Below are 25,367 nucleotides of genomic sequence, written 5' to 3'. Positions count from 1 at the left end.
AACCCTTACCTCTTCTTATACTCAAAACGATTTTCCTTCATAGTAACAATTGATTTGTTTTCTGAACTATTAAGTAATTAACCTATAAAATTTTAATTATGATTAAAAACATTTCAAATCTTGGAAAAGTATTAGACAAAAAAGGATTACAATCTATTAATGGTGCTTTTGGAAAATTAGATTTAGAATCTTGCTCTGCAGGAAACTGGTGTCCTTACAATCAAATATGTAAATGTGACGACAATGCTTGTACTTCAGGTAAATGCATACCTGCCTAATCTAAACTTCAAAATCGTTTAATTTCTCCTATTAAACGATTTTGAAGTTTCCCATTTTAACCACTCTATATAAGTCATTGGTCTTTATTTTTGCATTATTTACATAACTAAAAATTTAAACTCTCTTGTTTTTATTAATTTTGTAGTATGGGAGTTATTAGAAAAACGAAAGCAATAAAGACTTTATTAAATATTTTTGAAAATAATCACGCTGCCGTACTCGCTACTAATTTAGTTACACAACTAAAGGATGAGATGAATAAAACTACGGTATACCGAGCATTAGATCGATTAGAAGAAGATGGAATTGTGCATTCTTTTTTAGGTAGTGATGGATTAAAATGGTATGCTAAATGTACTAGCTGCACTTCAGATCATCATCACGATGTACATCCACATTTTCAATGTAATATTTGTAAAAAAGTTACTTGTATACCTTTAGATATTAACATCCCTTCTATAGAAAACTACACAATAGAAAAAACGGCTGTTTTTTTAACTGGCAAATGTAAAGATTGTATAGCTAATTAAACTCTAAATCATCATTAGTATTAAATTCTTTATCCTCTCCTGCGGAAATTAATATATAAGAATTCTCAAGAGTTTCATATTTAAAAATAGTTCCCCAACCATCGTTACATAAATCTTTTCGCATAGGATTTCCTCTTTTTATGATTTCTAATTGATCAGGATAGCTACCTGAAAACTTTTTTTCTTTCTCTAGTAATTGTTTGATTTTAACCACTTTTTTTTCAGTGTCATTTTTCTCATTTCCAAAATGAAAAAATCTAAGACTTATGGATACTACTATCCATAGTAACAAAGCATAACCTCCTAAAATGGCAACTCTGTTATAAGGAGATATCATTTTTTTTCTAGGTAAACCTTTTTCCTCTTCTAATTTTCTCCGTTTTTCTCTTTTACTTCTAAAGAAAAACTCTTGAATATCTAAAGCTATAGTGCTAAAAAGACTTAAAATTTCAGCTATAAATTCTAACATAATAACAATTTTTAATTTTACTTTCCAATTCAATAATAGCTATTTTTGTTGACTTATTATGGAACATAATATTAGTTTTAAACATATCAACAAATTAGCAATTCCTGCATTAATCACTGGTATTGCAGAACCATTGCTTTCTACCACAGATTTAGCTATAGTGGGAAACATAAAAGAAAATGCTACTGAAAGTATTGCAGCTATAGGTATTGTAGGCGCTTTTTTATCAATGTTAATTTGGGTATTTGGACAAACTCGTAGTGGAATTTCTTCCATTGTTTCTCAATATGTAGGTGCAAAAAAACTAGATGAAATTAAAAGTCTTCCTGCTCAAGCTACTGTAATTATTGTATTAGCTAGTATATTAATTTTAGGACTAAGCTATCCATTTGCAAGGGAAATTTTTCAATTTTATAATGCTTCAGGACAAGTTTTAGATTATGCTGTTGATTATTATAAAATACGAGCTTTTGGATTTCCATTTACCTTATTTACAATTGCTGTTTATGGAACTTTTAGAGGCTTACAAAACACTTTTTATCCTATGATTATTGCCATTGTAGGTACAATAGTCAATATTATTTTAGATTTAATTTTTGTCTATGGAATAGACGGTTATATTCCAGCTATGCATATTCAAGGAGCAGCATATGCCAGTGTAATAGCTCAAATACTAATGGCTTTAATTGCTGCAATACTTCTATATAAAAAGACAACCATTTCTTTACGGTTTAAACTACCTTTCCATAATGAAATTCCCAGATTTATTACCATGGTATTAAATCTATTTATTAGAACAATAGCATTAAACACAGCTTTATATTTTGGAACGTCTTACGCGACTGCTTATGGAAATGAATATATAGCCGCCTATACCATTGGTTTAAATTTGTGGTTAATGGGCGCTTTTATTATGGATGGATATTCATCCGCAGGAAATATTTTATCTGGAAAATTATTAGGAGCAAAAGCATATACTACGCTACTTAAATTAGGAAAGCAACTTATTATATATGGCGTTTTATTAGGAATTGCTATGGCAATTATTGGTTTTATAATCTATCAACCTCTTGGAAAATTGTTTACTAAAGAAGCTGAGGTATTATCTGTTTTTTATGAAGTGTTATGGGTAATCTTATTGATGCAACCTTTTTGCGCTATCGCTTTTATTTACGATGGTATTTTTAAAGGCTTAGGAGAAATGAAATTTTTAAGAAACCTTCTTTTAGCTACCACGGCTTTAGTTTTTGTACCTATTCTCTTATTTTTTGATAATTTAGATTACAAATTATATGCTATTTGGATTGCTTTTTTTGGTTGGATTATTGCTCGTGGATTGCCTTTAATCATTAAGTTTAGAAGTAAGTTTTTAACCTTAGCTAAAAACGGGTAAAACTCTAAAAAAGTTAAACCCGCTTTTTAATTTATCTATATAAAACTTTAATGTTTATTCAATCACTATCTTTTTTCTATGGACTGTTCCTTCTTCAGAAATAAATTGAAACATATGAATTCCTTTAGAGAGTCCTGTTAATGATATTGTTGCACTAGCTTTTTCTTTGATCTCTATATTTTTAACAACAGCTCCTAACACATTCAGTATAGAAACGTTTCCTGTAACCTTTTCTTTAAAACTACAATTTATATGATCTTTAGCTGGGTTAGGCCAAACTTTAGTGATGAATACTTCGTTAAATTCTTTTTGGAATTCTTTGGTGAAATCAGCAATCCTATTAAAAGTCCTATTAGATTTAGTAACCAAGCTAACCTCGTCAATATAGCCATCATTAGATCTACCACTATTTCTTTGACTCAATAATGATACTCTAATTTTTCTTGTTCCTTTGGGAGCTATTCTCTCATTTTGTACTACCTCCCAACTACTACGATTGCTTCTCCAACCTGAATCAAAAGTTGCCAATACAACATTAGTATCATTTCTATATTCTACTTTAATTCTACCAGCATCTCTTCCTGAATATGATCGAATAAATCCACGAAGTAAAAATGATTGAACTCCTGCATCAATTGCATTTGCATAACTTCTGACGTCTACATCTTGATACATTTCTCCTGAACTCGTATTGCCTAAATAAAAGATATAATTTCCATCTTTAGCTGAAGGATATCCTCCTTGGCCTCCTCTAACTCGTTTGCTATTTCCTGAAACTTGAATCCAATTATTTAGATTACTTTCTTCAGCACTTGGTTGATTTAGTAAATTGTTTCCGTACATTGAGTTATCATTATCGTCACTACCATCATCGCCTGAATTTCCATCTGGTAAATCATACGTTACCATAACTGCTCTATGATCGCTAGTATATCCGTTAAGTGTTAATTCTGCTTCATCATTTCTAGGACCAAATCTAACTGCTTGTTTAGCAATTACGTTATTTCCTCTATGATATACAAAATCGATTCTATCATACACTTCATTTGAAGATCTAATCGGTGTCCATGTGTCTCCAGGATTTGATATTTCGTTTGGATATACTGACCTCCAAGAATCTTTCATTCCAATATTTGTAACTTTTGTACTTGCAGGCCATGCTACTTTTATAGCATGTAATCCAGCATTAGCAGCACGAACTGTCCAATCTAAATGACTTGGTTCGTTAAAATCTCCTAGTAAAAACACTGGTGCGTTGGTTGGGGCTTCGTTTTCAATAGTAGTAATTAACCTTGTCACCTCAGCTCCTCTTGTTCTATTTGCAGAATTAATAGCTGCTGTTTCACTTCTAATATTTCTATCTCTTATTTCATAAGGTTCATAAGGATATGATGTTAGATGTACATTAAATACATATACCTTTACTCCATCTGGTAAAGTAATCTCTACTCCTGAAGAATTCGTATCAGTAATTGGATATCTAGAAATAATAGCTGCGCTATTACTCATTGCATAGTGATAAAATCCTAGAGAAGAAGCAACACTTCTAGAAGCACCAAAAGATTCTTGTAACCCAACAATATCTGCTTCGGAAGATCTGACAACATTTAACACGGAATTAGTACTAGTTGAATACAATTTATTAAAACTCATTACTTTTAAAGTATTCTGAGCATGTAAGAAATTAAGAAAAGATAGTGCAAAGACTATACATAGGAAGTTTTTTTTCATTTTAAATATATTTGGGTGGTTATATGAATAAGTTTCCAAATATATTTTTAGAAATTTTCGAAATTACTAAGTAAAAATTAAGCTAGCATTAATTAAAAAAGAGACTTACTATTAATGATAATAAAAAACTAACCTTTTTATAATCTTCAATATAAATTTTAATATTATGTATTGTAAAACCATCTCATTCCAATTAGATATTCTTCTCAAAAACAATCTTTTGTTGTCCACTTTCATTAGTGTACACCTGAACAATATCAAACCCATTTTTAATATTCAATAGCAACATCGGTTTGAATCGATTCATTGATTTGGTTCTTAATTTTGTGTACCCTCTTTTCTTTATTAATGTTTCTTGAGTAATTGCTAATTTTTGAGCTATTCCTTTTCTTCTATAATCAGGTAAAACACCACCTACCCAACTATAAAAAGTAGTTTCATTATATTGATATCCAATTTTAAATCCAACAGGTTTTTTAGTTTCATAAGCTATGATAATAATCACATCTTTTTTGGATTGAATTCTATCTATAAAAAAATCATGTAGTGCATCTTCAAAAATAGCCGCATACAAAAACAATAGTGTTTCCATGATTTTTGGGCTAGGAATTCCTTCAATAATTTTTATGCTTTTATGATTCATAATTTCTTAAAAAATAAAACTATTTTTGAATAAACAACTCAATAAATGACAACTACAACGAGACCTAACGGAAGTTTATACACTAAAATAGAAAATAAAGTAGCAACTATCGAATTTGGACATCCTGCAAGTAATTCTTTTCCTAGTGAATTATTAGCTCGTTTAGCCAAAGAATTTGATCAATTGTCTGAAAATAATGATGTTTCTGTAATTGTATTACAATCAGAAGGAGAAAGAGCATTCTGTGCTGGAGCTTCTTTTGATGAATTAGTAGCTATTACCAATTTAGACGATGGTAAAGCATTCTTTTCTGGTTTTGCAAATGTAATTAATGCTATGCGTACATGTTCTAAACTTATTATTGGTCGTGTTCAAGGAAAAGTTGTGGGTGGTGGTGTTGGTTTAGCTTCTGCCTGTGATTATGTTTTGGCTACTGAAGCAGCTTCTATTAAACTTTCAGAACTTACTATTGGTATCGGTCCATTTGTAATTGCACCTGCTGTTGAGCGAAAAGTTGGTGTAAGTGGTTTAGCTGAATTAACTCTTGATGCTTCAAGTTGGAAAAATGCATATTGGGCTAAAGAAAAAGGATTGTATGCTAGAGTTTTTGAATCGATATCAGAGTTAGATAAAGAAGTGCTACTTTTTTCTGAAAAATTAGCTTCTTATAATCCTGAAGCTTTAGATGAAATGAAGAAAGCTTTATGGATAGGCACCGAACATTGGGATCAATTGTTATTAGAAAGAGCTGGAGTTACGGGGAAGTTAGTCCTCTCTGAATTTACTAAAAATGCATTATCAAAATTTAAAAAGTGATCACGATAGTTAGAACGGATGCTAAAAACGCCCATTTTATACAGTTAGTAAAAGAGCTTGATGCTTTTTTAGCTATTACCGATGGAGACGATCATGATTTTTATAATCAATACAACAAATTAGACCATATTAAATATGTTATTATTGGTTACATTGATGAAGTTCCTGTGGCTTGTGGTGCTATAAAACAGTTTGATGCCAAAACCATGGAAATAAAAAGGATGTTTACTTCAGAAAAATCTAGAGGTAAAGGTATGGCATCAAAAATTTTAGCTGAACTCGAAAAATGGGCTATAGAGTTATCTTTTGAACGATGTATTTTAGAAACTGGAATTCGACAAGTAGAAGCTGTTCATTTATATAAAAAGAATAAGTATTCTTTAATGGAAAATTACGGGCAATATGCTGGAATAAAAGAAAGTCTTTGTTTTGAAAAGAAACTGATTTAGTTATTCTTTTCAAAATATTCTGGTTTCCAAATTAAGTTGCCAAAAATAATTCTGAGTTTATCTTTAGGGTTTCTACATTTTTTAACCTCTTTCCAAATATTTATGTATTCAATACAATTAATTAGAATAGGATTATTGGTGTTTATATTTTTTGTTAGTCCATAAGTTACTTTTTCTTTCTCTCGCTCAAAAGTTCCAAATAATCTATCCCAGATAATTAAAATACCGCCATAGTTTTTATCTAAATACTTTTTATTAGAACCATGATGAATTCTGTGTGTAGAAGGCGTATTAAAAACCTCATCCAACCACCCTAGACTTTTAATATGTTCAGTATGTATCCACGTTTGGTATTGTGCTACTAAAACTAAACCAACAATAGCCTGAAATGGACTAAAACCAATTAAAATCATGGGTATAAGAAAAATCCATTCAAATAAACCTTCTACAAAACTTAATCGCATAGAAATAGTAAGATTATAATCTTCTGAAGAATGATGTACACTATGATGCGCCCATAAGATTCGGTGTTCATGTTCTAGACGATGCATCCAATAATAGGTAAAGTCTGCAACGAATATTGTTAAAATCCAAGTCCAAATATTCATTGGGATTTCAAGCGGTGATAACCATTGAAATGGAACTAATGCTACAATTCCTATACTTCCAATGATTGTTTTTTCTAGTAATTGATTGATTGTAAAAATTGCAATATTTGCTCCTGTATCTTTCCATCTTCGTTTTTTTGTGCTAAAGAAATCTATAACGGTTTCTATAAAAATAATACTCATATTGAACACAAAAAACAATCCGATATATTGTACGATTGAAGCATTTTCAAACAAATAAATTATTTCTTTCAATTTCATTTTTTACTCATTTACTTTTGGGTAAAAGTATTTTAAATCGAAAATTGTCGTTTGTCCATTTAGGACAATTATTTCACTGGAATATAAATCTCGGTAATCAGTTTCTCTTTTGGAGTTGTTTCCTCATCATTTACATAAAACTCAAGTGTAGGTTTATCTTCAAACTCTAATTTAACGTCTTTCATCCAACGCCCATAAATAGCTTTGTAGGTTTCAAAACAGCTTTCGTGGCTTCCTACATGAATGAATTTCGCATATTTTTGAGTAGATATTTCTTTTATTCTAAAAAATCCTTCTATTCTAATATCTTGATAGTTTTCTAATACAATTCCTGCATTATATCTGCATTGTATAGTATCCGTTATTTCGTCATCATCTAAAATTTCCCCTAGAATTACAGTTTTACCTGATAAAACTTTCTTTTTAAAAGCATAATTTATCAATGTATTCCAAGTTTTTTCTATCCCTTTACTATCTTGGTAAGAACCTTTATACTGTAGGTATAGTATTTTTAACTTTGGTAAAATTTCAATATTGAAGATTATAGTTTCAGCATTGTTATCTTCCTTATTTTGTATTAATTTTTCTGTAATTTCTTGTTGAATACGCTTTGAATTTCTGTATGTCGATGGAGAGTATTTGAAGTGTTTTTTAAATGCCTTGCTAAAAGATGCCAAATCTTTGTAACCAATATCTAGAGCTATATCGGAAATTTCTTCATCTGAATATTTTAAAAATTCAGCCGCTTTCTCTAATCTTTTTCTTTTAATAAATTGGCCAATGGTTTCGTGTTGTAGCGCAGTAAATATTCTATTAATATTTCGATAAGAATAAAAGGAAACATCTTCAATTTTTTCTGAAGTAATATTTGTTTTAAACTCAGTTTCTAAATACTCAACCAGTTTATGATATCTTTCGACTTGTGTGTTATTTGTATTCATTTTTTCTCTTCATAAAGCTATACATTTTTAATAAAAATACGTTTGTGTTTTCTTGACTTTATCTCTTAATGAGACTTTTTTATAAAATATCACCTTACAACCTACAAATAACTAGTGATAGCTATAAACTTTTAAATTAACGTATGCAGCGCTAGTAAATTAAAATTGTATTTTTGCAAAATATTTTAACTGAAAATGATGGGTGATAATATTATATTTCTTGGATTAGCATTAGCTGTTGGTATTGTATACTTTGTTAATAAGTACAGAAATAATAAAAAATACAGAAGAAAGTGAATACAATAAGAATAACAAAACGGTTTACTTTTGAAACCGCGCATGCTTTGTATGGTTATGATGGAAAATGTAAAAATGTGCATGGACATAGTTATAAACTTTCTGTTACTGTAATAGGTTCACCTATTGATGATACTAATCATGTAAAGTACGGAATGGTCATTGACTTTGGTGATTTGAAAAAAATAGTAAACAAAGAAATTGTTGATGTTTTTGATCATGCTACTATTTTCAATAAAAATACACCGCACTTAGAGTTAGCTGAAATTTTAAAAAAGCATGGGCACCATATAATATTAGTAGATTACCAACCTTCTAGTGAAATGATGATCCTTGACTTTGCAGAAAAGATTAAAGCTAAATTACCGGAAAATATACAATTACATTCTCTTAAGCTACAAGAAACTGAAAGCTGTTATGCTGAATGGTTTGCTAGTGATAATATTTAAAACAAATTTTAGGTAGGAAAAAAATATTTTGAGTTGTTATATGTTCACAAACAAAATACTTTTCAATGACTACCATAACTCAAAAATTTAAATCTTATCTCTATTATTTATGTGGATTGTTTTTACTCATTTCTTGCAATGATAATGCTGAAGACAATCTAGATAATACCAGTATTTCTTGTACAGATATTACCACTGAGATTTTTTTTAATTTCAATGGAGAAAAGATCACTTCTTTAGACTTTGTTGATAGTGCTATCGCTTATTTTCCTTTGGTTAAAGATGCTACTTCATACGAATGGACTGTGAATGGAAAACCTGTGGAAAATAAATTTACTGCAGATCTTATTAAAGAATTGCCGGAAGACATTATTAAATTAATTCCTGAAAAATTTAAAAATAGTGTTCAAATAACTTTTGATAGATTTACAGATGCAGAAGTTATACTTAAAGTTAAAACTCCCGAATGTACTGATGGTATTACAAAAACAAAAAGTTACATTAAAACTCCTGCTTTTAACGCTTGTGATGCTGGCGATTTCCACATGGATCTTACTAAAGATTTTAAAAATATTATTTTAAATCCTAAAGGAGTTTTAGGATTAATAAAAACTGAATGGAAAATAACTGCAGAAGATGGAACTTCTACTAAAAGTGATGTTGTACATAATTATACAACTACATTACCTAAAGGGATAGTTGAAGTAAGTTTAGATATTTCTTGGAGTGGTTTAAGTGATAAAACTAAAAATTGTACTGGATCAAACATCACTAGAAAAATTGTTTTTTCTGATGAGGTTTTAGCACAGTTAAAAAAAGATTTTGCAACAAATCCAATTAATCAGGTTTCATTACGTTTTACTAAAAACGATGATGGAACGTATACGCCCAAATACGCGTTTACCAAATAGAACTAATATTTAAGTAAAAAGGGCTATCGAAAAAAGTGTCATTATGGAAAATTTTAATTTTTCCTTTATTTCTTTCGGAATGACACTTTTTAGATAGCCTTATTTTATAATAGTTATGGAATTATTTACCATTAAATTCATTCATAGTATTCGCTAAACCTGCCGTTACAAAAGACTGAATAGCTTTTACACTTGTTGGAATTCGTTCGATTAATTCACTTTCTTCTTCAGCATTCCACTGGCCTAACACAAAATCTACTTGTCCTCCTTTTCTATAATCTGATCCTACACCAAATCTAAATCTAGGATAAGAACCCGTATTTAATTTATCTTGAATATCTTTTAATCCATTATGTCCTCCTGCACTACCTCTACCTTTAATTCTAATCTTACCAAAATCTATATTTAAATCATCAGTAATAACTAGCACATTTTCTATTAAAATATTTTCTTTCTTCATCCAATACAATACTGCTTTACCGCTTAAATTCATATAGGTATTAGGCTTTAAAACGAATACCGTTTTTCCTTTAATTTTTAAAGTAGCCACATCTCCTAGTTTTTCTGTTGAAAATGTTTCTTCATAATCTTTAACCAATGCATCTACTACTTTAAAACCAATATTATGTCGAGTATTGTAATATTTTTCACCAATATTACCTAAACCAACGATTAAAAACTTTTTCATTCTTTCCTCTTGTGTTTCTTGTTTTTTGCTAAAAAATCTTTCTAAAAAAGAATTAAGACTCATATGCTGTTTACTATTAGCTGCAAATCTAAGCTAAAAAGTAACATTCAATTCATTAATTCTAAAGAAGTAAAAGAGAGTTTGTTAATAAATATAATTCTTCTTAACATATGTTAATAATTAAATCATCGATGAAAATTCTTCATTCGTCGATAAAAAAATAAAACAGCGAAAGATCGTAGTATATTTATAGTATAATTGGTAAACAAATACAGAAAATATAGCCTAGGGGGCTATTACTTATTGGGACATAAAAAGCCGTCTAATCAGACGGCTTTTTATTGTTTATTAGTTATTTAATTCACTTTCCTTATAAATATTCATCTACATTCTATTCATTATAAGCTCGGAAAAGCTACCATTCAACGACTTTACACAGAAAATTAGAGGGTATTGATTAACTTTAGGTATGTAGAGAGTAGTTATGTATCTAAATAACAAGGTTTATAGTTCGGGGGGACTATCTGGTAATTTAGACACAAAAGGAGACCGCCGATGGCGGTCTTTTTATAAATATATAATTCTAGAAAAAAATTATAAATCAAATTGACTCCTTGCCCTAAAGGTAGTTCTGGGCATATAATCAATAGAATTCGTTTGAAGATTCGTATACATTTTCATGCATCAGAATCAGATTTTTACCTCTTTTATTATGAGTATCCATCTAAATTCAATTCATTGTAAGCTCACAAAAGCGACCATTCACCGACTTTTCTCTGAAAATTAGAAAGTATTGATTAATTTTAGGTATGTAGAGAGTAGTTATGTATCTAAATAACAAGGTTTAAGTTCGGGGGGACTATCTATCTGTAATTTAGACACAAAAAGAAGACCGCCATTGGCGGTCTTTTTATGAATATATAATTCGTAAACAATTACAAATCAAACTTGATTCCTTGCGCTAAAGGTAACTCAGTGGTATAGTTAATAGTATTAGTTTGGCGACGCATGTATATTTTCCAAGCATCAGAACCAGATTCTCTACCTCCTCCAGTTTCCTTTTCTCCTCCAAAAGCACCACCAATTTCGGCTCCTGAAGTACCAATATTTACGTTAGCTATACCACAATCCGAACCTGCATGAGATAAGAATCGTTCTGCTTCACGAAGATTATTGGTCATAATTGCTGATGATAAACCTTGAGCAACACCATTTTGTAAAGCGATTGCATTTTCTACTTCACCAGTATATTTTAATAAGTATAAAACAGGAGCAAAAGTTTCGTGTTGTACAATGTCATAATAATTTCCAGCCTCAGCAATTGCTGGTTTTACGTAACATCCACTTTCATATCCTTCACCTTCTAATACACCGCCTTCAACAATAATATTTCCACCTTCTTCAACAACTTTTTCTAATGCATTTTTATACATTTCAACTGCTTGTGTATCAATTAAAGGACCAACGTGATTATTTTCATCTAAAGGATTTCCAATACGTAATTGTTTATACGCATCAACTAAAGCGTTTTTCACTTTATCGTACATAGACTCATGAACAATTAATCTACGCGTAGATGTACAACGTTGACCTGCTGTACCCACTGCTCCAAACACTGCACCTATAACTGTCATTTTAATATCAGCATCTGGAGTAACAATAATAGCATTATTTCCTCCTAATTCTAATAAGCTCTTTCCTAAACGACCTGCTACTTCTTTAGCTACAATTTTACCCATACGTGTAGATCCTGTAGCAGAAACCAATGGTACTCTAGAATCTTTAGAAATGTATTCACCAACTACGTAATCTCCATTTACTAAACAAGAAATTCCTTCAGGTAAATTATTTTCTTTTAATACTTCTGCAATTATATTCTGACAAGCTACACCACATAACGGTGTTTTTTCAGAAGGTTTCCACACACAAACATCACCACAAATCCAAGCTAAAGCTGTATTCCAAGACCAAACTGCTACTGGAAAATTGAATGCAGAAATAATACCTACAACACCTAATGGATGGTATTGCTCATACATTCTATGTCCTGGTCTTTCAGAGTGCATAGTTAACCCATGTAATTGACGAGATAATCCTACCGCAAAATCACAGATGTCAATCATCTCTTGAACTTCTCCTAAACCTTCTTGGTAGCTTTTTCCCATTTCATAAGAAACTAACTTCCCTAAAGCTTCTTTTTTCTCACGAAGCTTTTCCCCAAACTGACGTACAATTTCTCCTCTTTGAGGAGCTGGCATAACTCTCCACTCTTTAAAAGCTTCGGTTGCAGCTTTCATTACACTTTCATAATCATTCTTAGATGAAGCTTTAACTTTTCCAATCAGTTTACCATCTACTGGAGAATAACTTTCAATTAATTCACCATTAGAAAACCATTTAGAACCTGTAGAAGTCCCTTCATTTATATCTTTTAAGCCTAATGTACTTAGTGCTTCTTGAATACCAAAATCTGCCATTTTGTATTTACGTTTTAGTTGTTTAAATTGATGTCAAATTTACAAATTAATCACCATTTAAATAAATTAAACAAAAAAGATGTTTTTTGTTTAAAATCAAACTTTTTTATGAGAGCTTTTTTAACTATTTCTTTTCTATCCATATTTATCTACAGCTGTAAAACAGAAAATAAGGTAACAGTAACTGACAACGTAAAAACAAATGAATTTGCTATTATAATTCATGGTGGTGCTGGTACTATTTTGAAAAAAAACATGACACCTGAAAAGGAGAAAGCCTATAAAGATAAACTAGAAGAAGCCATAAAAATTGGTCATACCATTCTTAAAAATGGCGGTAAAAGTATTGATGCTGTGGAAAAGACAATTCATGTTTTAGAAAATTCACCTTTGTTTAATGCTGGTAAAGGTGCTGTGTTTACTCATGATGAATCTAACGAATTAGATGCTTCAATTATGACGGGTAACAATTTAAACGCTGGTGCTGTAGCTGGAGTGAAAAATGTAAAGAATCCTATTTCATTGGCTAGAAAGGTGATGGAAAACTCTCCTCATGTTCTATTATCGGGTATAGGTGCTTCTGTTTTTGCCAAAGAACAAGGCTTAGAATTGGTTGATTCAAATTACTTTTTTACTGAAAGTAGATTCAAGTCATTACAACGTGTAAAAGAAAAAATGAAAGCTGAATTAGATCATGATGCTAAATCTGCTTTTTATGATCCTGAAATTAAAGATGCTAAGTTTGGTACTGTAGGTTGTGTAGCATTAGATAAAAATGGAAATATAACAGCCGGTACTTCTACAGGAGGAATGACAAATAAACGTTGGAATAGAATTGGAGATTCTCCTATTATTGGTTCTGGAACTTATGCTAATAATACAACTTGTGGTGTATCTTCAACAGGTTGGGGAGAATATTTCATTAGAGCTCAAGTGGCTCACGATATTTCTGCATTAATGGAATATAAAAATCTTTCTTTAAAAGAAGCCTCTCAAGAAGTTATTCAAAATAAGCTTACTCAACTAGGCGGAACAGGTGGAATTATAGCATTAGATAAGAATGGGAATATGGTGTTTGAATTTAATACTGCGGGTATGTACAGAGCTTCTATGAATGATAAAGATGAACTACAAGTAAAAATTTATAAAGAGTAGTATTATAATTCTAAAAATTGATGACGAGTCATTTTCCATAAATTGACTTCTTGTTCAAAGTTTAAAGATCCTGGTATTGTTCTGTATTTTTTCACAAATTCAAATCCTACTTTTTGTAGTGTTTTATTTGGTGCAGGATTTAAAGCATAAGGTTGACAGTACAATGTTTGTAATTCTAGTTTTTGAAAATAAAAGGGTAATGATTTTTTAACCAAAATCGCTCCTGATCCTTTTTTTCGATTAGCTGTATTCCATACATGTAAATGCATAAATGCTTCTTTACCAAATTCAATATTATTGACGTTGGTATGCCCTATTTGCTTCCCATTTTCTTCCCAAATTAAGGCATAGGATTTTTTGTTTTCTATTGGTGAGTTTATCTGATCTACAAGTATATTATAGAATTCTTCTCTCTTAGGAAGTTTGCTAGCATCTGCACCCATTTTTAAAAAGTGGTCATCACTAGAAGTAAACCAATACTCTAAAAGAAGATCTATATCTTTTACTGTTATTTCTCTAACGCTTAAATCCATTATCTTAAAAAACGTGTTCCACATGAAACAACTTCTAAACGATGTCTAATGTAAAACGATTTGAGAACTAATTTACTATTTAAAAAGTAAAAGACACTCCAGAATAAATACCAAAAGTAAAAGGGCTGAAACCATTATTGTTTTCAGAAAATGTATTGAGCTGGGCTTTCATCATTGGATTTAAATTAAACAACATACTTTTAGTAAGTTGAATATCGAAATTAACACCCAAATTTCCACTAAAATTAAAGGAATTTATATTGTTTGCTTCTCCTAATTCTTGATTAAATATAGGTGAATTTACCGCAATAGAATTTTCATTTAAAAACAATGTACTTATACCTGAAATTAGTTGTGTTTTTACCGTTTTAGAGGTGAAAACTTGATATTGAACTTCTACAGGAACTTCAAAATAACTGTACGTTTGTTGAATACTTCCTCTAGTATTTGCGAAATTGTTTGGGAACGATGATGGTGATCCTAGAGCATCTGATGAATTATTAGTAGATTCTAGACTGAAAAAGGATAAATTCTCAGTAGAATTAAAACTTACATTGGATAAATTATTAGGCCTAACTGTGTTTGATACTACAGCTACATTTTCTGTATTAAAAACAGTTTTTTGAAGTTGAACTCCAGTTCTTAATGACCATTTTTCATCTAATTTATACGAAACTCTCATTCCGTAAGTAAATGTTTCATTACTAGAAATCGTGTTTTCATTTAATGTAGCATCTAAAGAAGAGCCTCCTGTAAAGGATCCCGATTTGATAACACCTACTACAGGAGTAATGCTCCACTTCTGTGATTTCTTTTCCTCTTTCTCTATAGGTTCTTCTTCTACCAATAAGGCCAATGTATTATCTACTTTTTTATCCGTTTCTTTACTATTCTTTTTTGTATCATTAAGTGTATTTTCAGCTAGAGTATTTTTTTTGCTTTGTTCTGGATTACTATTTTTTTCAATTGCTTTATTTCTATCCTTCTTCTCTTTTTCTAGATTTTGAGGAGTATGTGCAACCAATCTATTGTTTTTGTTAGATATATGTTCAGTATTTTCAACCTGATTGGCTAGTTTTTCTGTAGTTGCTTCTTTCTTTTTAATCGTTTTTACAATATGATTTTCCTGAACTACCTTTTCTATTTTATTTCTCGAATTTGATGGGTTTACTGATGAAGTGTCTATTTCAATAGTCTTATTATCTATAACTACAGGAGTTGTATAATTCTCTATTTCTGATGGTATGCTTATGGTACTGTTCTCTTCAGGATTTACTAATAACAAAGTAATAAGTATACCTGCAGCTATTCCTCCTGAAAGCCACCAAAAAGGAATTATACGTCTTTTCTTTTTCTTTGTAAGCCTTTCCTCAATGTTTTGCCACACTCTTTCATTAGGTTGAACTTCAAAATCTTTCAACCCTTCCTGAAATAGCCTGTCTATATTTTTATCTTCCATCATTAAGCTTTTTGTAGTTTAATTTGATATTCTTCTAACTTACTTTTCAGTATCTTCTTTGCTCTAAATAAATTCGATTTTGACGTGCCTTCTGAAATACTTAGCATTTCAGAAATCTCTTTATGAGAATAATTATCCAATACATATAAATTAAAAACTAACCGGTATCTATCTGGTAACGATTGAATAAACGTTAATAAAACATCTAAACTCACACTACTTTCATCCAAAGTCACCTCTTCCTCCATATAGTTTTCATCTTTCAACACATGTAAAGGTGAATGTTCTTTGTATTTCTGTAAAGCAGTAGTAATTACAATTCGTCTTAACCAACCTTCAAAAGATCCTTTATTTTTAAATTGATGTATTTTATGAAATGCATTGATAAAACTATCTTGTAATACATCTTCTGCATCTTGATAATTTCTACAATACTTTAAGCTCAGTGCAAAAAGTTTACCTGCAAATAGCTGGTAAACTTGTGACTGACTTTGCAAGTCATTTTTTTTACATTTTTGTATGAGTACATCTAAATTAATACGAAAACTATTTTAAAGATTCTTAATCGGTTACATAAGAAAGAACAGGCTTTCCATCTACACAGTTAACCTTAACAGGCTGTGCTGGTAGGCTACAATCTGAAACTGCGCCTGTTTTTTCATTAAGTTCTTTATTCAAGGCGTTATACGTCTCTATTTTCTTTAAAAATTCCGTTTCAATAGATTTTGGATAGGCAATATATCCCCAAGGTCCACCACACGGTTTATCTCCATATGCTGTAAATGACCATTCCTCTAAATTTTCGCAAGATTTACTATTTGCCAATTCAGTAATTTCATTAAATAATTTATCTAATTCTTTAGTGTCTTGTGTAACAGTTGTTTCATCTGTACAAGAAATGAAAACAAATACTGTGGTTAAAATAAGTGGTAGTAGTTTCATAGTTGTTTATCTTTTAAATGTATAGCGGACATCATCAAATGCAATTCCGTAATCGATTATTAATTTTCCTTCGGTTATCGTTATTGTTCCTTTTCTTTGACCTACAATCAATTGATCAAAACCTTCTTCGGTCATAATTGTATAACTATATTCTCCTGGATAATTATTTACAAAGTTTTTATCGATTCCATCAAATTGATCAATAGTGTTGCTTATTGTAATTATTTTTTTATTTGTATTAATATGCCAAGTTATTTCTTCGTTGTTATAGGTTATATCCGGAAACAAACCTCCTTGTATAACGGTCATAATCCATGTTCCATCTAAAGATTCACTTTGTATTTCAGTTTCACCTTTACCGCTACAACTCAATAAAAAAGTAGCAAAAAGTACGAATATTATTTTCAGTTTTATCATAATTACTCTAGAGTATAAATAGTTGTTGGGTTACAATTTTCACATAAAATTTTATCATTTACTTTTATAGTTTCAACCTCTACTGTACTGAAACATGTTGCATTAATAACTCTTGTTTTAAATGTTACTATATATTCTTTATCTGGAGTTTTAATAATATACTCTGGAAAGTCTACATATAGTAAAAAGCTATTTTCTTTAGTTTCTAAACTACTTTTACACTCATGTGTTTCGTTATTGTATTTACAGAATATTTCTAGTTCATCAGTAGTGATTCCACCATTTTTAAAATTGAATTCAAATAATACAGGGACAGGTGATGTACTGAAAACCGAATCATCACACTCATTACTATCTGAACAGGAAATGAATCCTAATAAAAAAAGTAAAATGATTTTGATATGGTTTTGTGATTTCATGGTTTAGATTTAATAATTATAAGTTATGGTTTTATTCCATCCTGACAAATTGAGTACTAATGTGTTGAATTTACTTTCTTTTAACTCACTTATGTCATATTGAATTTCTTTTTCTACTATAGCATTACAAGCTTCTTTATTTGTTAATTGAATTTTTAATACTCTTTGTGGCGGTGTTGATTCTAAGATTTCACCAGCGTCAATCAAATTTACTCCCCATGTAGTACCGCTACAACCATTTGATGAGATAGTAATCGATAAAATATGATCTTTAATAGTAGCTCCAATAATTTCATAATTGTCTGTTGTAGTATTATCATAAATATCTTTATCAACAATTACCTCATTGTAATTTCTCCAAATTAACTTTTTATCGGTTGTTTTATCATTAAAATCAGGACAGGTATTTTTTCCTTCAATTCCTCCAAATTCACAAATAACATCACCTGAACAGTTGTAAACTAAAGAAATAGCATCTGCACAATTTACACAATCGTTAATTAAAAAAACAGGTTCATCATTGTATGTGTATTGATAAATATCTACCCTTACAGAATTCATTAGTTTTTCAAAATTTTCCTTTTTCTCTTTTAACCATTCAAAATTCTCAATGGGACTATTAACAAAACATTGCGAATTAATAGTTGTAGGATCACCTTCATTACCACATCCTACAAATGAAAAACTAATGATTAGACTGTAAAGTATTCTTCTCATAATTATATCTTTTATTGTTCTTCGTATTCTGGTGTACTTATTCTACCTGCAAAACAAATAGAATTTGTTTCTTTTTCTGTAATAAAGAATACAAATGGTTTATTCGCTGTAAATGATATATTATCCTTTATAGCTGTAGTTTCGATTCCTATTACAGTTACAGCAGCAGCTTCAGTTCCTTCTTCATTTACATCTATAAATGTTTTTTGTTTTATTAATGTAATCTTTACCTTTTTATCTGTCATTCCAGAAAAATCAGCCTCAGCAGTAAAAGCAATACCTAACCCTAAATTTTGTAACGTTTGATTTAATTTTTTTTCAAAAGCAAACTTAAATTTAGGTATTGAAATATCTACTTCCTCTTCTTTATAATTTGTAAGATATTCCGTCAACTTTTTTGTTTTAAAATAATTTAAAACATCATCAACCGTTTTATTTTCTTCAGGTAAAAAAATAGTCATCATATACTTTTCTTCCTTGTAAGGCAGTTGGATAGAAGAAAATATTGAGTTTTTAGTGTAGAGAACCTCATCAGTTTTCTTCATCATTTTTACTTGTTTTTCTCCTTCAGGGCTATAAAAAACCGCATCTTTTGTATGATCCTTATTAAAGCTTGTTTTCCAATCTGCCTTAAAATACAATGCGTTAATTAAATAAAGTAGTGCGTTTCCGTTTACTTTATCTAAAATTGTTGGAATTTTTCCATATGTTTTCTGTGAAACCCAATTATTAATTACATCTACAGAGGCAGGGTTGGTAAAATCTAAATTATCAACTTCTGCACTGTAAAAATCTTTATTAAGTGCTATAAACTCTTCTTTAATTGTATATTTAGTATTGGCCCAAATAGAATTGCCTACTTCAAAAATTGATCCTTGAGTACTACTAGAAATATAATCGATGATATTCTTATTTACATCATTAATCTGCGATCGTTCTAATCCTTCATAACATAATGTCTTTTCAAAAGCTTCTTTAGTACTCGTTTCAGCTCCATTATATGTCATTCCTAAAGCAAGAGATAAACTTACAGGAGATAGCATTATGTTTTTATTACTCTCTTCTGTTTTAAAAGCTTCTTCAATAAATTGTAATGCAAACTTATTATTAGCTTCAACCATTTCCTTTCCTTTAGTAACATCACTAAAAGGATTTTTTGGATCCTCATTACTATCTGTATTTTCAGAGCAAGAGATAAAAATATAAATTGCCATTAATATTAATACCGTAGTTGTTCTTTTCATTTTTATAAAATTTATTTGTTTTTACTATTAAGATGCATTTTTAGTAAAAGGTTGCGTCTATTCCTATTATTTTTGCTTTTCCATATGAAAGATGTAATTTTTGATATAACTACTCCTCAGCAATTCAAGGAAAAAGCATTGCAAGTTTTTAAACATCAGTTTGAAAATAATTCGGTATATCGTTCTTTTTGCGATTTACTCTATGTACACCCTAGCGATATAACTGAAATTGATCAAATTCCTTTTTTACCAATTCAATTTTTTAAATCACATCAAATTGTAAGTAGCTCCTCATCTATTACCGAAACCTTTACAAGTTCTGGTACAACAGGCAGTGTGACCAGCAAACACTTAGTTACGGATATTTCTCTTTATATAGAAAGTTATACTAAAGGGTTTCAACACTTTTATGGCAATATAGAAGATTATGTCGTTCTTGCTTTATTACCTAGTTATTTGGAACGAAAGGGTTCTTCATTAATTTTTATGGTAGATGATCTTATAAAAAAATCTAAAAACCCTGAGAGTGGATTTTATCTTCATAATACTGATGAACTAGCTGAAAAGTTGGTACAACTTGATCAAGTAGGTAAAAAAGTACTATTAATCGGTGTTTCCTTTGCACTGTTAGATTTGGTAGAACAGTATCAATTCAATTTGAAAAATACCATAATAATGGAAACAGGAGGAATGAAAGGTAGGAGAAAAGAACTTATCAGAAGTGAATTACATACTATATTATCCGATGGCTTTGGTGTCGAAAAAATTCATTCAGAATATGGTATGACAGAATTATTGAGTCAAGGATATTCTAAAGGTGATGGCGTTTTTGATTGTCCGCCGTGGATGAAGATTTTAACAAGAGATACTGAAGATCCACTAACAATAATTCCTCAAGGAAAAACAGGAGGAATTAACGTAATTGATTTGGCAAATTATAATTCTTGCTCTTTTATTGCTACACAAGATTTAGGTAAAGTTTTAGCTACTAATAGCTTCGAAATTATTGGTAGGTTTGACCATTCAGATATTAGAGGATGTAATTTAATGGTTTTATAATATCTACAAATTTATATTTTAATTTGACTACAAGATTTGAAATTAAACTTAGACAACCATTTTTGAATCAATTACGTCTTACATAGAGTAGAATTTATCGCAATTACATTATTCTCAATTATGGAGGAACAAAATTCAAAATCAAAAACGCATAAGATTTTAATATTAGTTGGAAGCATTCTTCTGGCTGGAATGGCACTATTTCATGGAAGTGGTTTATTTTATATCACTGATTTAATCAATAAATCGAACACAGATGAATTTCTTAAAGAAATTTTTCCTGTATTATTTGCTCATCCTTCAATTCATCTTATTGGACTCTCAGTATTTGGAATAGTTACATTATATCTAAATCAGGATGCAAAGAAAATTCTTTATTTATTAACAGCTCTTCTATTAATTGATTCAATTTTAGCTTTTACAGTTGGTGGACTATTTCCAGGGTTGATGCTTTCTATTCCTGTTTTATGTTTTGCATTTGCCGCATTAAAAATTAAGGCTAATCAAACCAGTAACTAACAATATGTAATAAATTGCAAATATTTTCCGTTGGAAAAGTATACACTAATCATACATAAGGCTGTTATTCCAATACATTATAAATCATTTACTTCTATTTTTGTGTATAACCTATCAATTAAGTATGTTTATAATCAAATAATTTAAACCATTTTCCAATGAAAAATAGCATCTTATCATTATTTGCAATTGCTACCATTATTATTTTTTCTCAATGTTCTAAAACAGATGATAAAAAAGCGGTAGGTGGATACGACGTAGTTTCTTATTTCAACGAAGGACCAGTAAAAGGAAGTGAATCGTTTAGTACAGAATATAATGGAAAAACTTTCTTTTTTGCTAGTAAAGAAAGCTTAAAAAAGTTTTCAGAAAATCCTGAGCAATATGTACCTCAATACGGTGGATATTGTGCTTATGCTATTGCTAAAAAGAAAATTAAAATGGGTGTTGATCCAGAAATTTACGAAATTAGAGATGGTAAATTATATCTATTCTACAACTCTTTCTTTGCAAATAAATTAAATGACTGGAAAAATGAAGATACTAAAGCACTCCAAAAACAAGGCGATATAAACTGGGAAGAAATAAAGAATAACAAGGATTAATTTATTTTTAATAGCACTTGTAATGCTAATGAGGCTTTTTCGACTATGCAATAAATTTATGTTGTATGAAGCCTCAATTAATTAGTTTATTATCTATATTCTTATACATTTCTGTTTATTCGCAAGACAATGTTTATAATGTTAAAAAAGGTGCTGTAGCTAATGGTTACGATGTAGTTGCTTACTTTTCTAACATGGCTGTTAAAGGCACTAAGGAATTCTCCACAAAATATGATGGTGTGTCATTTCGTTTTTACAGTGAACAGAATCTAAATAAATTTAAGGAAAATCCTACAAAATATATTCCTCAATACGGAGGGTATTGTGCTTATGCTATTGGAGCAATGGATGGTAAAAAAGTAGGTGTTGATCCTAAAACTTATGAAATTAGGGATGGAAAATTATACTTATTCTACAATTCTTGGGGTACTAATACATTAAAATCTTGGTTAAAAAATAATCCTGAAGAGTTACGTAAAAAAGCAGATGAAAATTGGAAAAAAGTAGGTAAACACTAGAAACTTTCTTTTTCTAAACTGTTTTAACAAATTATTTCTTAGTAATTAAAATTTCTAAGCTGTCATCATATTTGAAATTTAATACTCTAAAAAAATAGTTGTTTGATTCATCAGAAGTCCATGTATCCCCCGGATAATTGATCCCATCTAAGAATTGATTAGATAGACTAAATTCTATATTCTTATTTTCTTTTATTAAATTTAATTCTGCTCTAGCGTAAGATGGCTGACCATAAAATACATGTTTACTTATAAAGTTTGTTAAAGACAAAGAAAGCCCTTCTTTTAAACGAATTGTATCTCCTAACTTTAATGTAATTACCGTTCCTGTTTTAAATTCTTCAAGAATCTTTTCTTGACTTTCTTTAAAAATTAAAACATCTGAAAGAAAATTTTTTACTAAGATTTTATATTCCGAATTAGAATTTTTAATTAAGACCCCATCTTTTTCAAAGAAAACATTGTTATTACTGTAGCTAACTTTATAGGTTTCAACTATTGATTTTCTACTCTTTATTTCTTTACGAATAGTTGTCCAATATATATTTTCAGGAACAGTATCATTACGAAAATTAAGTACACTATAGTCTTGTTTATAAATAGAAATGCTTTGATTTTTATCTCTTTTTATTTCATCTTTAATATAATGTAAAGACTCCATGAGTTTACTTTTCATTGTTTCAGATTGTGCATTACATGAAAAAAAGCTGATACAATGTAATGTTAGAATTACAAATACGTTTTTCATTTGATAAAACTAATCAATCTTATACCTTAAAAAGTCACTGTTTTCAGTGTTTATCTATTTCTTTATAAACAATAATTCCGCTTAATAATGATTAATCATTAGAAGAATTTTCATGCTTCTTTAAATCATCTTCTAAATCTAATTTTCTAAGTGTTGGATTTAAAATTCCTGTAGTTACTACTGTAATTAACGTCATAGTTCCACCAAAAATTACCGCAGTAACCGTACCCATTAATTTAGCTGTTAAACCACTTTCTAAAGCACCCAATTCATTTGAAGAACCTACAAACATTGAGTTTACTGAAGCTACTCTACCCCTCATATGATCAGGTGTTTTTAGTTGTAAAATAGTTTGTCTAATTACCATAGATACTCCATCTGTAACCCCACTAAAAAATAATGCTAATAATGAAATCCAAAAAATTTCTGACATTCCAAACACTATAATACATACACCAAAACCAAAAATTGCGGCTAACAATTTCATCCCTGCATTTTTACTAATAGGAATATACGCCGTAATTAACATGGTTATAAAAGCCCCAATAGCTGGAGCTGCTCTTAATATACCAAAACCTTTAGCACCCACTTCTAATATATCTTGAGCAAAAACAGGAAGTAAAGCAATTGCTCCTCCAAAAAGCACAGAAATCATATCTAGAGTAATTGCTCCTAGAATTGCTTTCGTTTTAAATACAAATGAAATTCCTTCTTGTAAACTTTTTTTAATCGGCTCACCTTGCTTTGGGTTCATAATCGGTTTTCTTTTGATAAAAAATACCATTAGAAGTGATAATAGCACCAAACCAAATACAATACATAAAGAAAGGTTTACTCCCATTAAATAGATAGTATATCCTGCAAAAGCTGGACCTAAAACACTAGCTATTTGCCATGTAGAGCTACTCCAAGTAGCTGCATTTGGATATAGTTTTTTAGGAACAATTAATGCTATTAACGAGAATATAGTTGGTCCAAAAAATGAACGCAGAAAACCGCCGAAAAATACTAATGCATAAATCAAATACAGTATTACTTTGGAATCCCATCCTTCAGTTAAGTTAGGATTGGTTAAAAAGAATAAACCAAAACTAATCAGAGAAAAAAGAGCAATACATAAGGCTAATAAGTTTCTTTTTTCTTTCTGATCTACAATATGGCCCGCAAATAACGCCATAGTAAATGCTGGAATAAACTCAAAAGCACCTATTAAACCTAAATTCCAAGGATCTTTTGTAATGGAGTATACTTGCCATTCTATTATAATAAATTGCATAGACCAAGCAAAAACAAGTAAAAAACGAACTAATAAAAAAATATTAAATTCTTTATACCTGAGTGAGGCGTAAGGATCATTTTTTTGCATCAGTTATTAATTTAACTTCAGATCCATTAATATTGAAAATGTTTCATTTACATCACTCTCTTTTACTACAATTGTCATTTCATGAGTGGTAGAAATTACTTCTTGTACCGCTATATTTGCCCAAGCGAATTGTTTCAATATAAAATAGTAAATACCTGATTGTTCTAAGTTTTCTTTAGGTAATTTTATAGTTATTGATGCTAAGTCATTTACATTATTAATTAATACTTCATCATTAAATGTTTCATTAATTAAAGTTTGTAAAGCCTCACTGGCTACAATATTTGTCTCAAATATACCTTGAGAAATGGTTAAGAATAAATCATTGCTTTCAGACACTTTTCCAAGTATAGTAGCAATTCTTTTAAATAGAGTTGGTGTGTTTTTAAATGTATAATCACATAAATCTGATCGTACAATTACATCACCTAAATCTAATGCTAATTTTTTTATATTCTTTCTAATACGTAGTTCGTTTGCAGGTGAAAGCCTATTAATAGCCATCATAACAGCGCCTACTTTTACTTCTTTTTTTAATTGTTGAGCTACCTCAGGTAAGATTAACCGCGCTAATGATGATACATTAATTAATTTTTCGTTTAGCGCTTCTTCTATAAAAGGGGTTTTTCTTATGGTGATTTCAACAGCTTCTTGAATTGTTTTCATTGTTGTTTAAAAATACACTGAATGTTGTAAAAATATTGATTTTGTTAATTTTTATTTA

General features: G+C 29.8%; 30 protein-coding genes. 12 read left to right on the top strand and 18 right to left on the bottom strand.

The window, feature by feature from the left end:
* Positions 1 to 98: 98 nt before the first annotated feature.
* Both BVC87_RS15765 and BVC87_RS15760 read left to right on the top strand, forming a co-directional pair.
* Positions 99 to 278, top strand: coding sequence for a hypothetical protein (locus BVC87_RS15765; protein WP_075343359.1), 180 nt, complete (start codon positions 99 to 101; stop codon positions 276 to 278).
* Positions 279 to 425: 147 nt separating this feature from the next.
* Positions 426 to 809 (top strand): Fur family transcriptional regulator, encoded by a 384-nt coding sequence (locus tag BVC87_RS15760; RefSeq protein ID WP_075343358.1) that lies wholly within the window; start codon positions 426 to 428, stop codon positions 807 to 809.
* On the opposite strand, the gene BVC87_RS15755 is transcribed toward BVC87_RS15760, so the two are convergent.
* Entirely contained in the window at positions 802 to 1,278 is a 477-nt protein-coding gene (locus BVC87_RS15755; RefSeq protein WP_075343357.1) for a hypothetical protein, read from the bottom strand. The genes BVC87_RS15760 and BVC87_RS15755 overlap by 8 nt on opposite strands.
* Before the next feature lie 58 nt (positions 1,279 to 1,336).
* Here BVC87_RS15755 and BVC87_RS15750 point away from each other — a divergent pair, with 58 nt between their 5' ends.
* Positions 1,337 to 2,671 (top strand): MATE family efflux transporter, encoded by a 1,335-nt coding sequence (locus BVC87_RS15750; RefSeq protein WP_075343356.1) that lies wholly within the window; start codon positions 1,337 to 1,339, stop codon positions 2,669 to 2,671.
* Between the two features lie 54 nt (positions 2,672 to 2,725).
* Here the strand turns inward: BVC87_RS15750 and BVC87_RS15745 are convergent, their stop codons facing one another.
* Together BVC87_RS15745 and BVC87_RS15740 are read right to left on the bottom strand one after the other, a co-directional pair.
* Positions 2,726 to 4,402 (bottom strand): endonuclease/exonuclease/phosphatase family protein, encoded by a 1,677-nt coding sequence (locus BVC87_RS15745; protein WP_075343355.1) that lies wholly within the window; start codon positions 4,400 to 4,402, stop codon positions 2,726 to 2,728.
* Between the two features lie 193 nt (positions 4,403 to 4,595).
* A complete protein-coding gene (locus BVC87_RS15740) occupies positions 4,596 to 5,045 on the bottom strand; it encodes a GNAT family N-acetyltransferase (protein WP_075343354.1) in 450 nt (149 codons plus the stop codon).
* Between the two features lie 45 nt (positions 5,046 to 5,090).
* Here BVC87_RS15740 and BVC87_RS15735 point away from each other — a divergent pair, with 45 nt between their 5' ends.
* Together BVC87_RS15735 and BVC87_RS15730 are read left to right on the top strand one after the other, a co-directional pair.
* Positions 5,091 to 5,861 (top strand): enoyl-CoA hydratase/isomerase family protein, encoded by a 771-nt coding sequence (locus BVC87_RS15735; protein WP_075343353.1) that lies wholly within the window; start codon positions 5,091 to 5,093, stop codon positions 5,859 to 5,861.
* Entirely contained in the window at positions 5,858 to 6,310 is a 453-nt protein-coding gene (locus tag BVC87_RS15730; RefSeq protein ID WP_075343352.1) for a GNAT family N-acetyltransferase, read from the top strand. The genes BVC87_RS15735 and BVC87_RS15730 overlap by 4 nt, the downstream gene beginning before the upstream one ends.
* Here BVC87_RS15730 and BVC87_RS15725 read toward each other — a convergent pair.
* Together BVC87_RS15725 and BVC87_RS15720 are read right to left on the bottom strand one after the other, a co-directional pair.
* The gene (locus BVC87_RS15725; protein WP_075343351.1) at positions 6,307 to 7,179 is read right to left on the bottom strand and encodes a sterol desaturase family protein; all 873 of its coding nucleotides are present in this window, start codon (positions 7,177 to 7,179) and stop codon (positions 6,307 to 6,309) included. The genes BVC87_RS15730 and BVC87_RS15725 overlap by 4 nt on opposite strands.
* A 68-nt stretch (positions 7,180 to 7,247) precedes the next feature.
* Positions 7,248 to 8,120 (bottom strand): AraC family transcriptional regulator, encoded by an 873-nt coding sequence (locus tag BVC87_RS15720; RefSeq protein ID WP_075343350.1) that lies wholly within the window; start codon positions 8,118 to 8,120, stop codon positions 7,248 to 7,250.
* Positions 8,121 to 8,413: 293 nt separating this feature from the next.
* Between BVC87_RS15720 and BVC87_RS15715 the strand changes: the two genes are divergently transcribed.
* Entirely contained in the window at positions 8,414 to 8,866 is a 453-nt protein-coding gene (locus BVC87_RS15715) for a 6-pyruvoyl trahydropterin synthase family protein (protein ID WP_075343349.1), read from the top strand.
* Between the two features lie 65 nt (positions 8,867 to 8,931).
* Positions 8,932 to 9,777: a hypothetical protein gene (locus BVC87_RS15710; protein WP_075343348.1), complete on the top strand. Its 846-nt coding sequence runs from the start codon at positions 8,932 to 8,934 to the stop codon at positions 9,775 to 9,777.
* Positions 9,778 to 9,898: 121 nt separating this feature from the next.
* Here BVC87_RS15710 and pth read toward each other — a convergent pair whose 3' ends face one another.
* A complete protein-coding gene (gene pth, locus BVC87_RS15705) occupies positions 9,899 to 10,465 on the bottom strand; it encodes an aminoacyl-tRNA hydrolase (RefSeq protein ID WP_083629529.1) in 567 nt (188 codons plus the stop codon).
* Between the two features lie 935 nt (positions 10,466 to 11,400).
* The gene (amaB, locus tag BVC87_RS15700) at positions 11,401 to 12,942 is read right to left on the bottom strand and encodes an L-piperidine-6-carboxylate dehydrogenase (protein WP_075343346.1); all 1,542 of its coding nucleotides are present in this window, start codon (positions 12,940 to 12,942) and stop codon (positions 11,401 to 11,403) included.
* Positions 12,943 to 13,050: 108 nt separating this feature from the next.
* Here amaB and BVC87_RS15695 point away from each other — a divergent pair, with 108 nt between their 5' ends.
* Positions 13,051 to 14,097, top strand: a complete 1,047-nt coding sequence (locus BVC87_RS15695; protein WP_075343369.1) for an isoaspartyl peptidase/L-asparaginase family protein — start codon at positions 13,051 to 13,053, stop codon at positions 14,095 to 14,097.
* A gap of 2 nt (positions 14,098 to 14,099) precedes the next feature.
* Here the strand turns inward: BVC87_RS15695 and BVC87_RS15690 are convergent, their stop codons facing one another.
* The 8 genes from BVC87_RS15690 to BVC87_RS15655 all read right to left on the bottom strand — a co-directional run bounded on the left by BVC87_RS15690 (position 14,100) and on the right by BVC87_RS15655 (position 19,828).
* Positions 14,100 to 14,654, bottom strand: a complete 555-nt coding sequence (locus tag BVC87_RS15690; protein WP_234974686.1) for a GNAT family N-acetyltransferase — start codon at positions 14,652 to 14,654, stop codon at positions 14,100 to 14,102.
* Positions 14,655 to 14,709: 55 nt separating this feature from the next.
* Positions 14,710 to 16,089, bottom strand: a complete 1,380-nt coding sequence (locus tag BVC87_RS15685; RefSeq protein WP_075343344.1) for a hypothetical protein — start codon at positions 16,087 to 16,089, stop codon at positions 14,710 to 14,712.
* Positions 16,090 to 16,091: 2 nt separating this feature from the next.
* Positions 16,092 to 16,586 (bottom strand): RNA polymerase sigma factor, encoded by a 495-nt coding sequence (locus BVC87_RS15680; protein ID WP_317041740.1) that lies wholly within the window; start codon positions 16,584 to 16,586, stop codon positions 16,092 to 16,094.
* Between the two features lie 64 nt (positions 16,587 to 16,650).
* Entirely contained in the window at positions 16,651 to 17,031 is a 381-nt protein-coding gene (locus BVC87_RS15675; protein WP_075343342.1) for a hypothetical protein, read from the bottom strand.
* 6 nt (positions 17,032 to 17,037) lie between these two features.
* On the bottom strand, positions 17,038 to 17,448 hold the full coding sequence (locus BVC87_RS15670) for a hypothetical protein (protein WP_075343341.1): 411 nt from the start codon (positions 17,446 to 17,448) through the stop codon (positions 17,038 to 17,040).
* Positions 17,449 to 17,450: 2 nt separating this feature from the next.
* A complete protein-coding gene (locus BVC87_RS15665; RefSeq protein WP_075343340.1) occupies positions 17,451 to 17,867 on the bottom strand; it encodes a hypothetical protein in 417 nt (138 codons plus the stop codon).
* Positions 17,868 to 17,876: 9 nt separating this feature from the next.
* Positions 17,877 to 18,584: a DUF6970 domain-containing protein gene (locus BVC87_RS15660; RefSeq protein ID WP_075343339.1), complete on the bottom strand. Its 708-nt coding sequence runs from the start codon at positions 18,582 to 18,584 to the stop codon at positions 17,877 to 17,879.
* A gap of 11 nt (positions 18,585 to 18,595) precedes the next feature.
* Complete coding sequence (locus BVC87_RS15655; RefSeq protein WP_075343338.1) at positions 18,596 to 19,828, bottom strand: serpin family protein; 1,233 nt, start codon at positions 19,826 to 19,828, stop codon at positions 18,596 to 18,598.
* Positions 19,829 to 19,912: 84 nt separating this feature from the next.
* Between BVC87_RS15655 and BVC87_RS15650 the strand changes: the two genes are divergently transcribed.
* The 4 genes from BVC87_RS15650 (at position 19,913) to BVC87_RS15635 (ending at position 22,529) form a co-directional block, all read left to right on the top strand.
* Positions 19,913 to 20,887, top strand: coding sequence for a LuxE/PaaK family acyltransferase (locus tag BVC87_RS15650; protein ID WP_075343337.1), 975 nt, complete (start codon positions 19,913 to 19,915; stop codon positions 20,885 to 20,887).
* Between the two features lie 120 nt (positions 20,888 to 21,007).
* A complete protein-coding gene (locus BVC87_RS15645) occupies positions 21,008 to 21,406 on the top strand; it encodes a hypothetical protein (RefSeq protein ID WP_075343336.1) in 399 nt (132 codons plus the stop codon).
* Positions 21,407 to 21,564: 158 nt separating this feature from the next.
* On the top strand, positions 21,565 to 22,011 hold the full coding sequence (locus tag BVC87_RS15640; protein ID WP_075343335.1) for a YHS domain-containing (seleno)protein: 447 nt from the start codon (positions 21,565 to 21,567) through the stop codon (positions 22,009 to 22,011).
* Positions 22,012 to 22,076: 65 nt separating this feature from the next.
* On the top strand, positions 22,077 to 22,529 hold the full coding sequence (locus BVC87_RS15635; RefSeq protein WP_075343334.1) for a YHS domain-containing (seleno)protein: 453 nt from the start codon (positions 22,077 to 22,079) through the stop codon (positions 22,527 to 22,529).
* Positions 22,530 to 22,560: 31 nt separating this feature from the next.
* Here the strand turns inward: BVC87_RS15635 and BVC87_RS15630 are convergent, their stop codons facing one another.
* The 3 genes from BVC87_RS15630 to BVC87_RS15620 all read right to left on the bottom strand — a co-directional run bounded on the left by BVC87_RS15630 (position 22,561) and on the right by BVC87_RS15620 (position 25,309).
* A complete protein-coding gene (locus tag BVC87_RS15630; RefSeq protein ID WP_075343333.1) occupies positions 22,561 to 23,205 on the bottom strand; it encodes a hypothetical protein in 645 nt (214 codons plus the stop codon).
* A 163-nt stretch (positions 23,206 to 23,368) separates the two neighbouring features.
* Positions 23,369 to 24,643, bottom strand: coding sequence for an MFS transporter (locus BVC87_RS15625; protein ID WP_075343332.1), 1,275 nt, complete (start codon positions 24,641 to 24,643; stop codon positions 23,369 to 23,371).
* A 6-nt stretch (positions 24,644 to 24,649) separates the two neighbouring features.
* Complete coding sequence (locus tag BVC87_RS15620; protein WP_075343331.1) at positions 24,650 to 25,309, bottom strand: hypothetical protein; 660 nt, start codon at positions 25,307 to 25,309, stop codon at positions 24,650 to 24,652.
* Between the last annotated feature and the right edge of the window lie 58 nt (positions 25,310 to 25,367).

The organism is Tenacibaculum agarivorans, from assembly GCF_001936575.1.
In the GTDB taxonomy this organism is placed as follows: Bacteria; Bacteroidota; Bacteroidia; order Flavobacteriales; family Flavobacteriaceae; genus Polaribacter; species Polaribacter agarivorans.
This window is presented reverse-complemented; position numbering and strand designations above follow the sequence as displayed.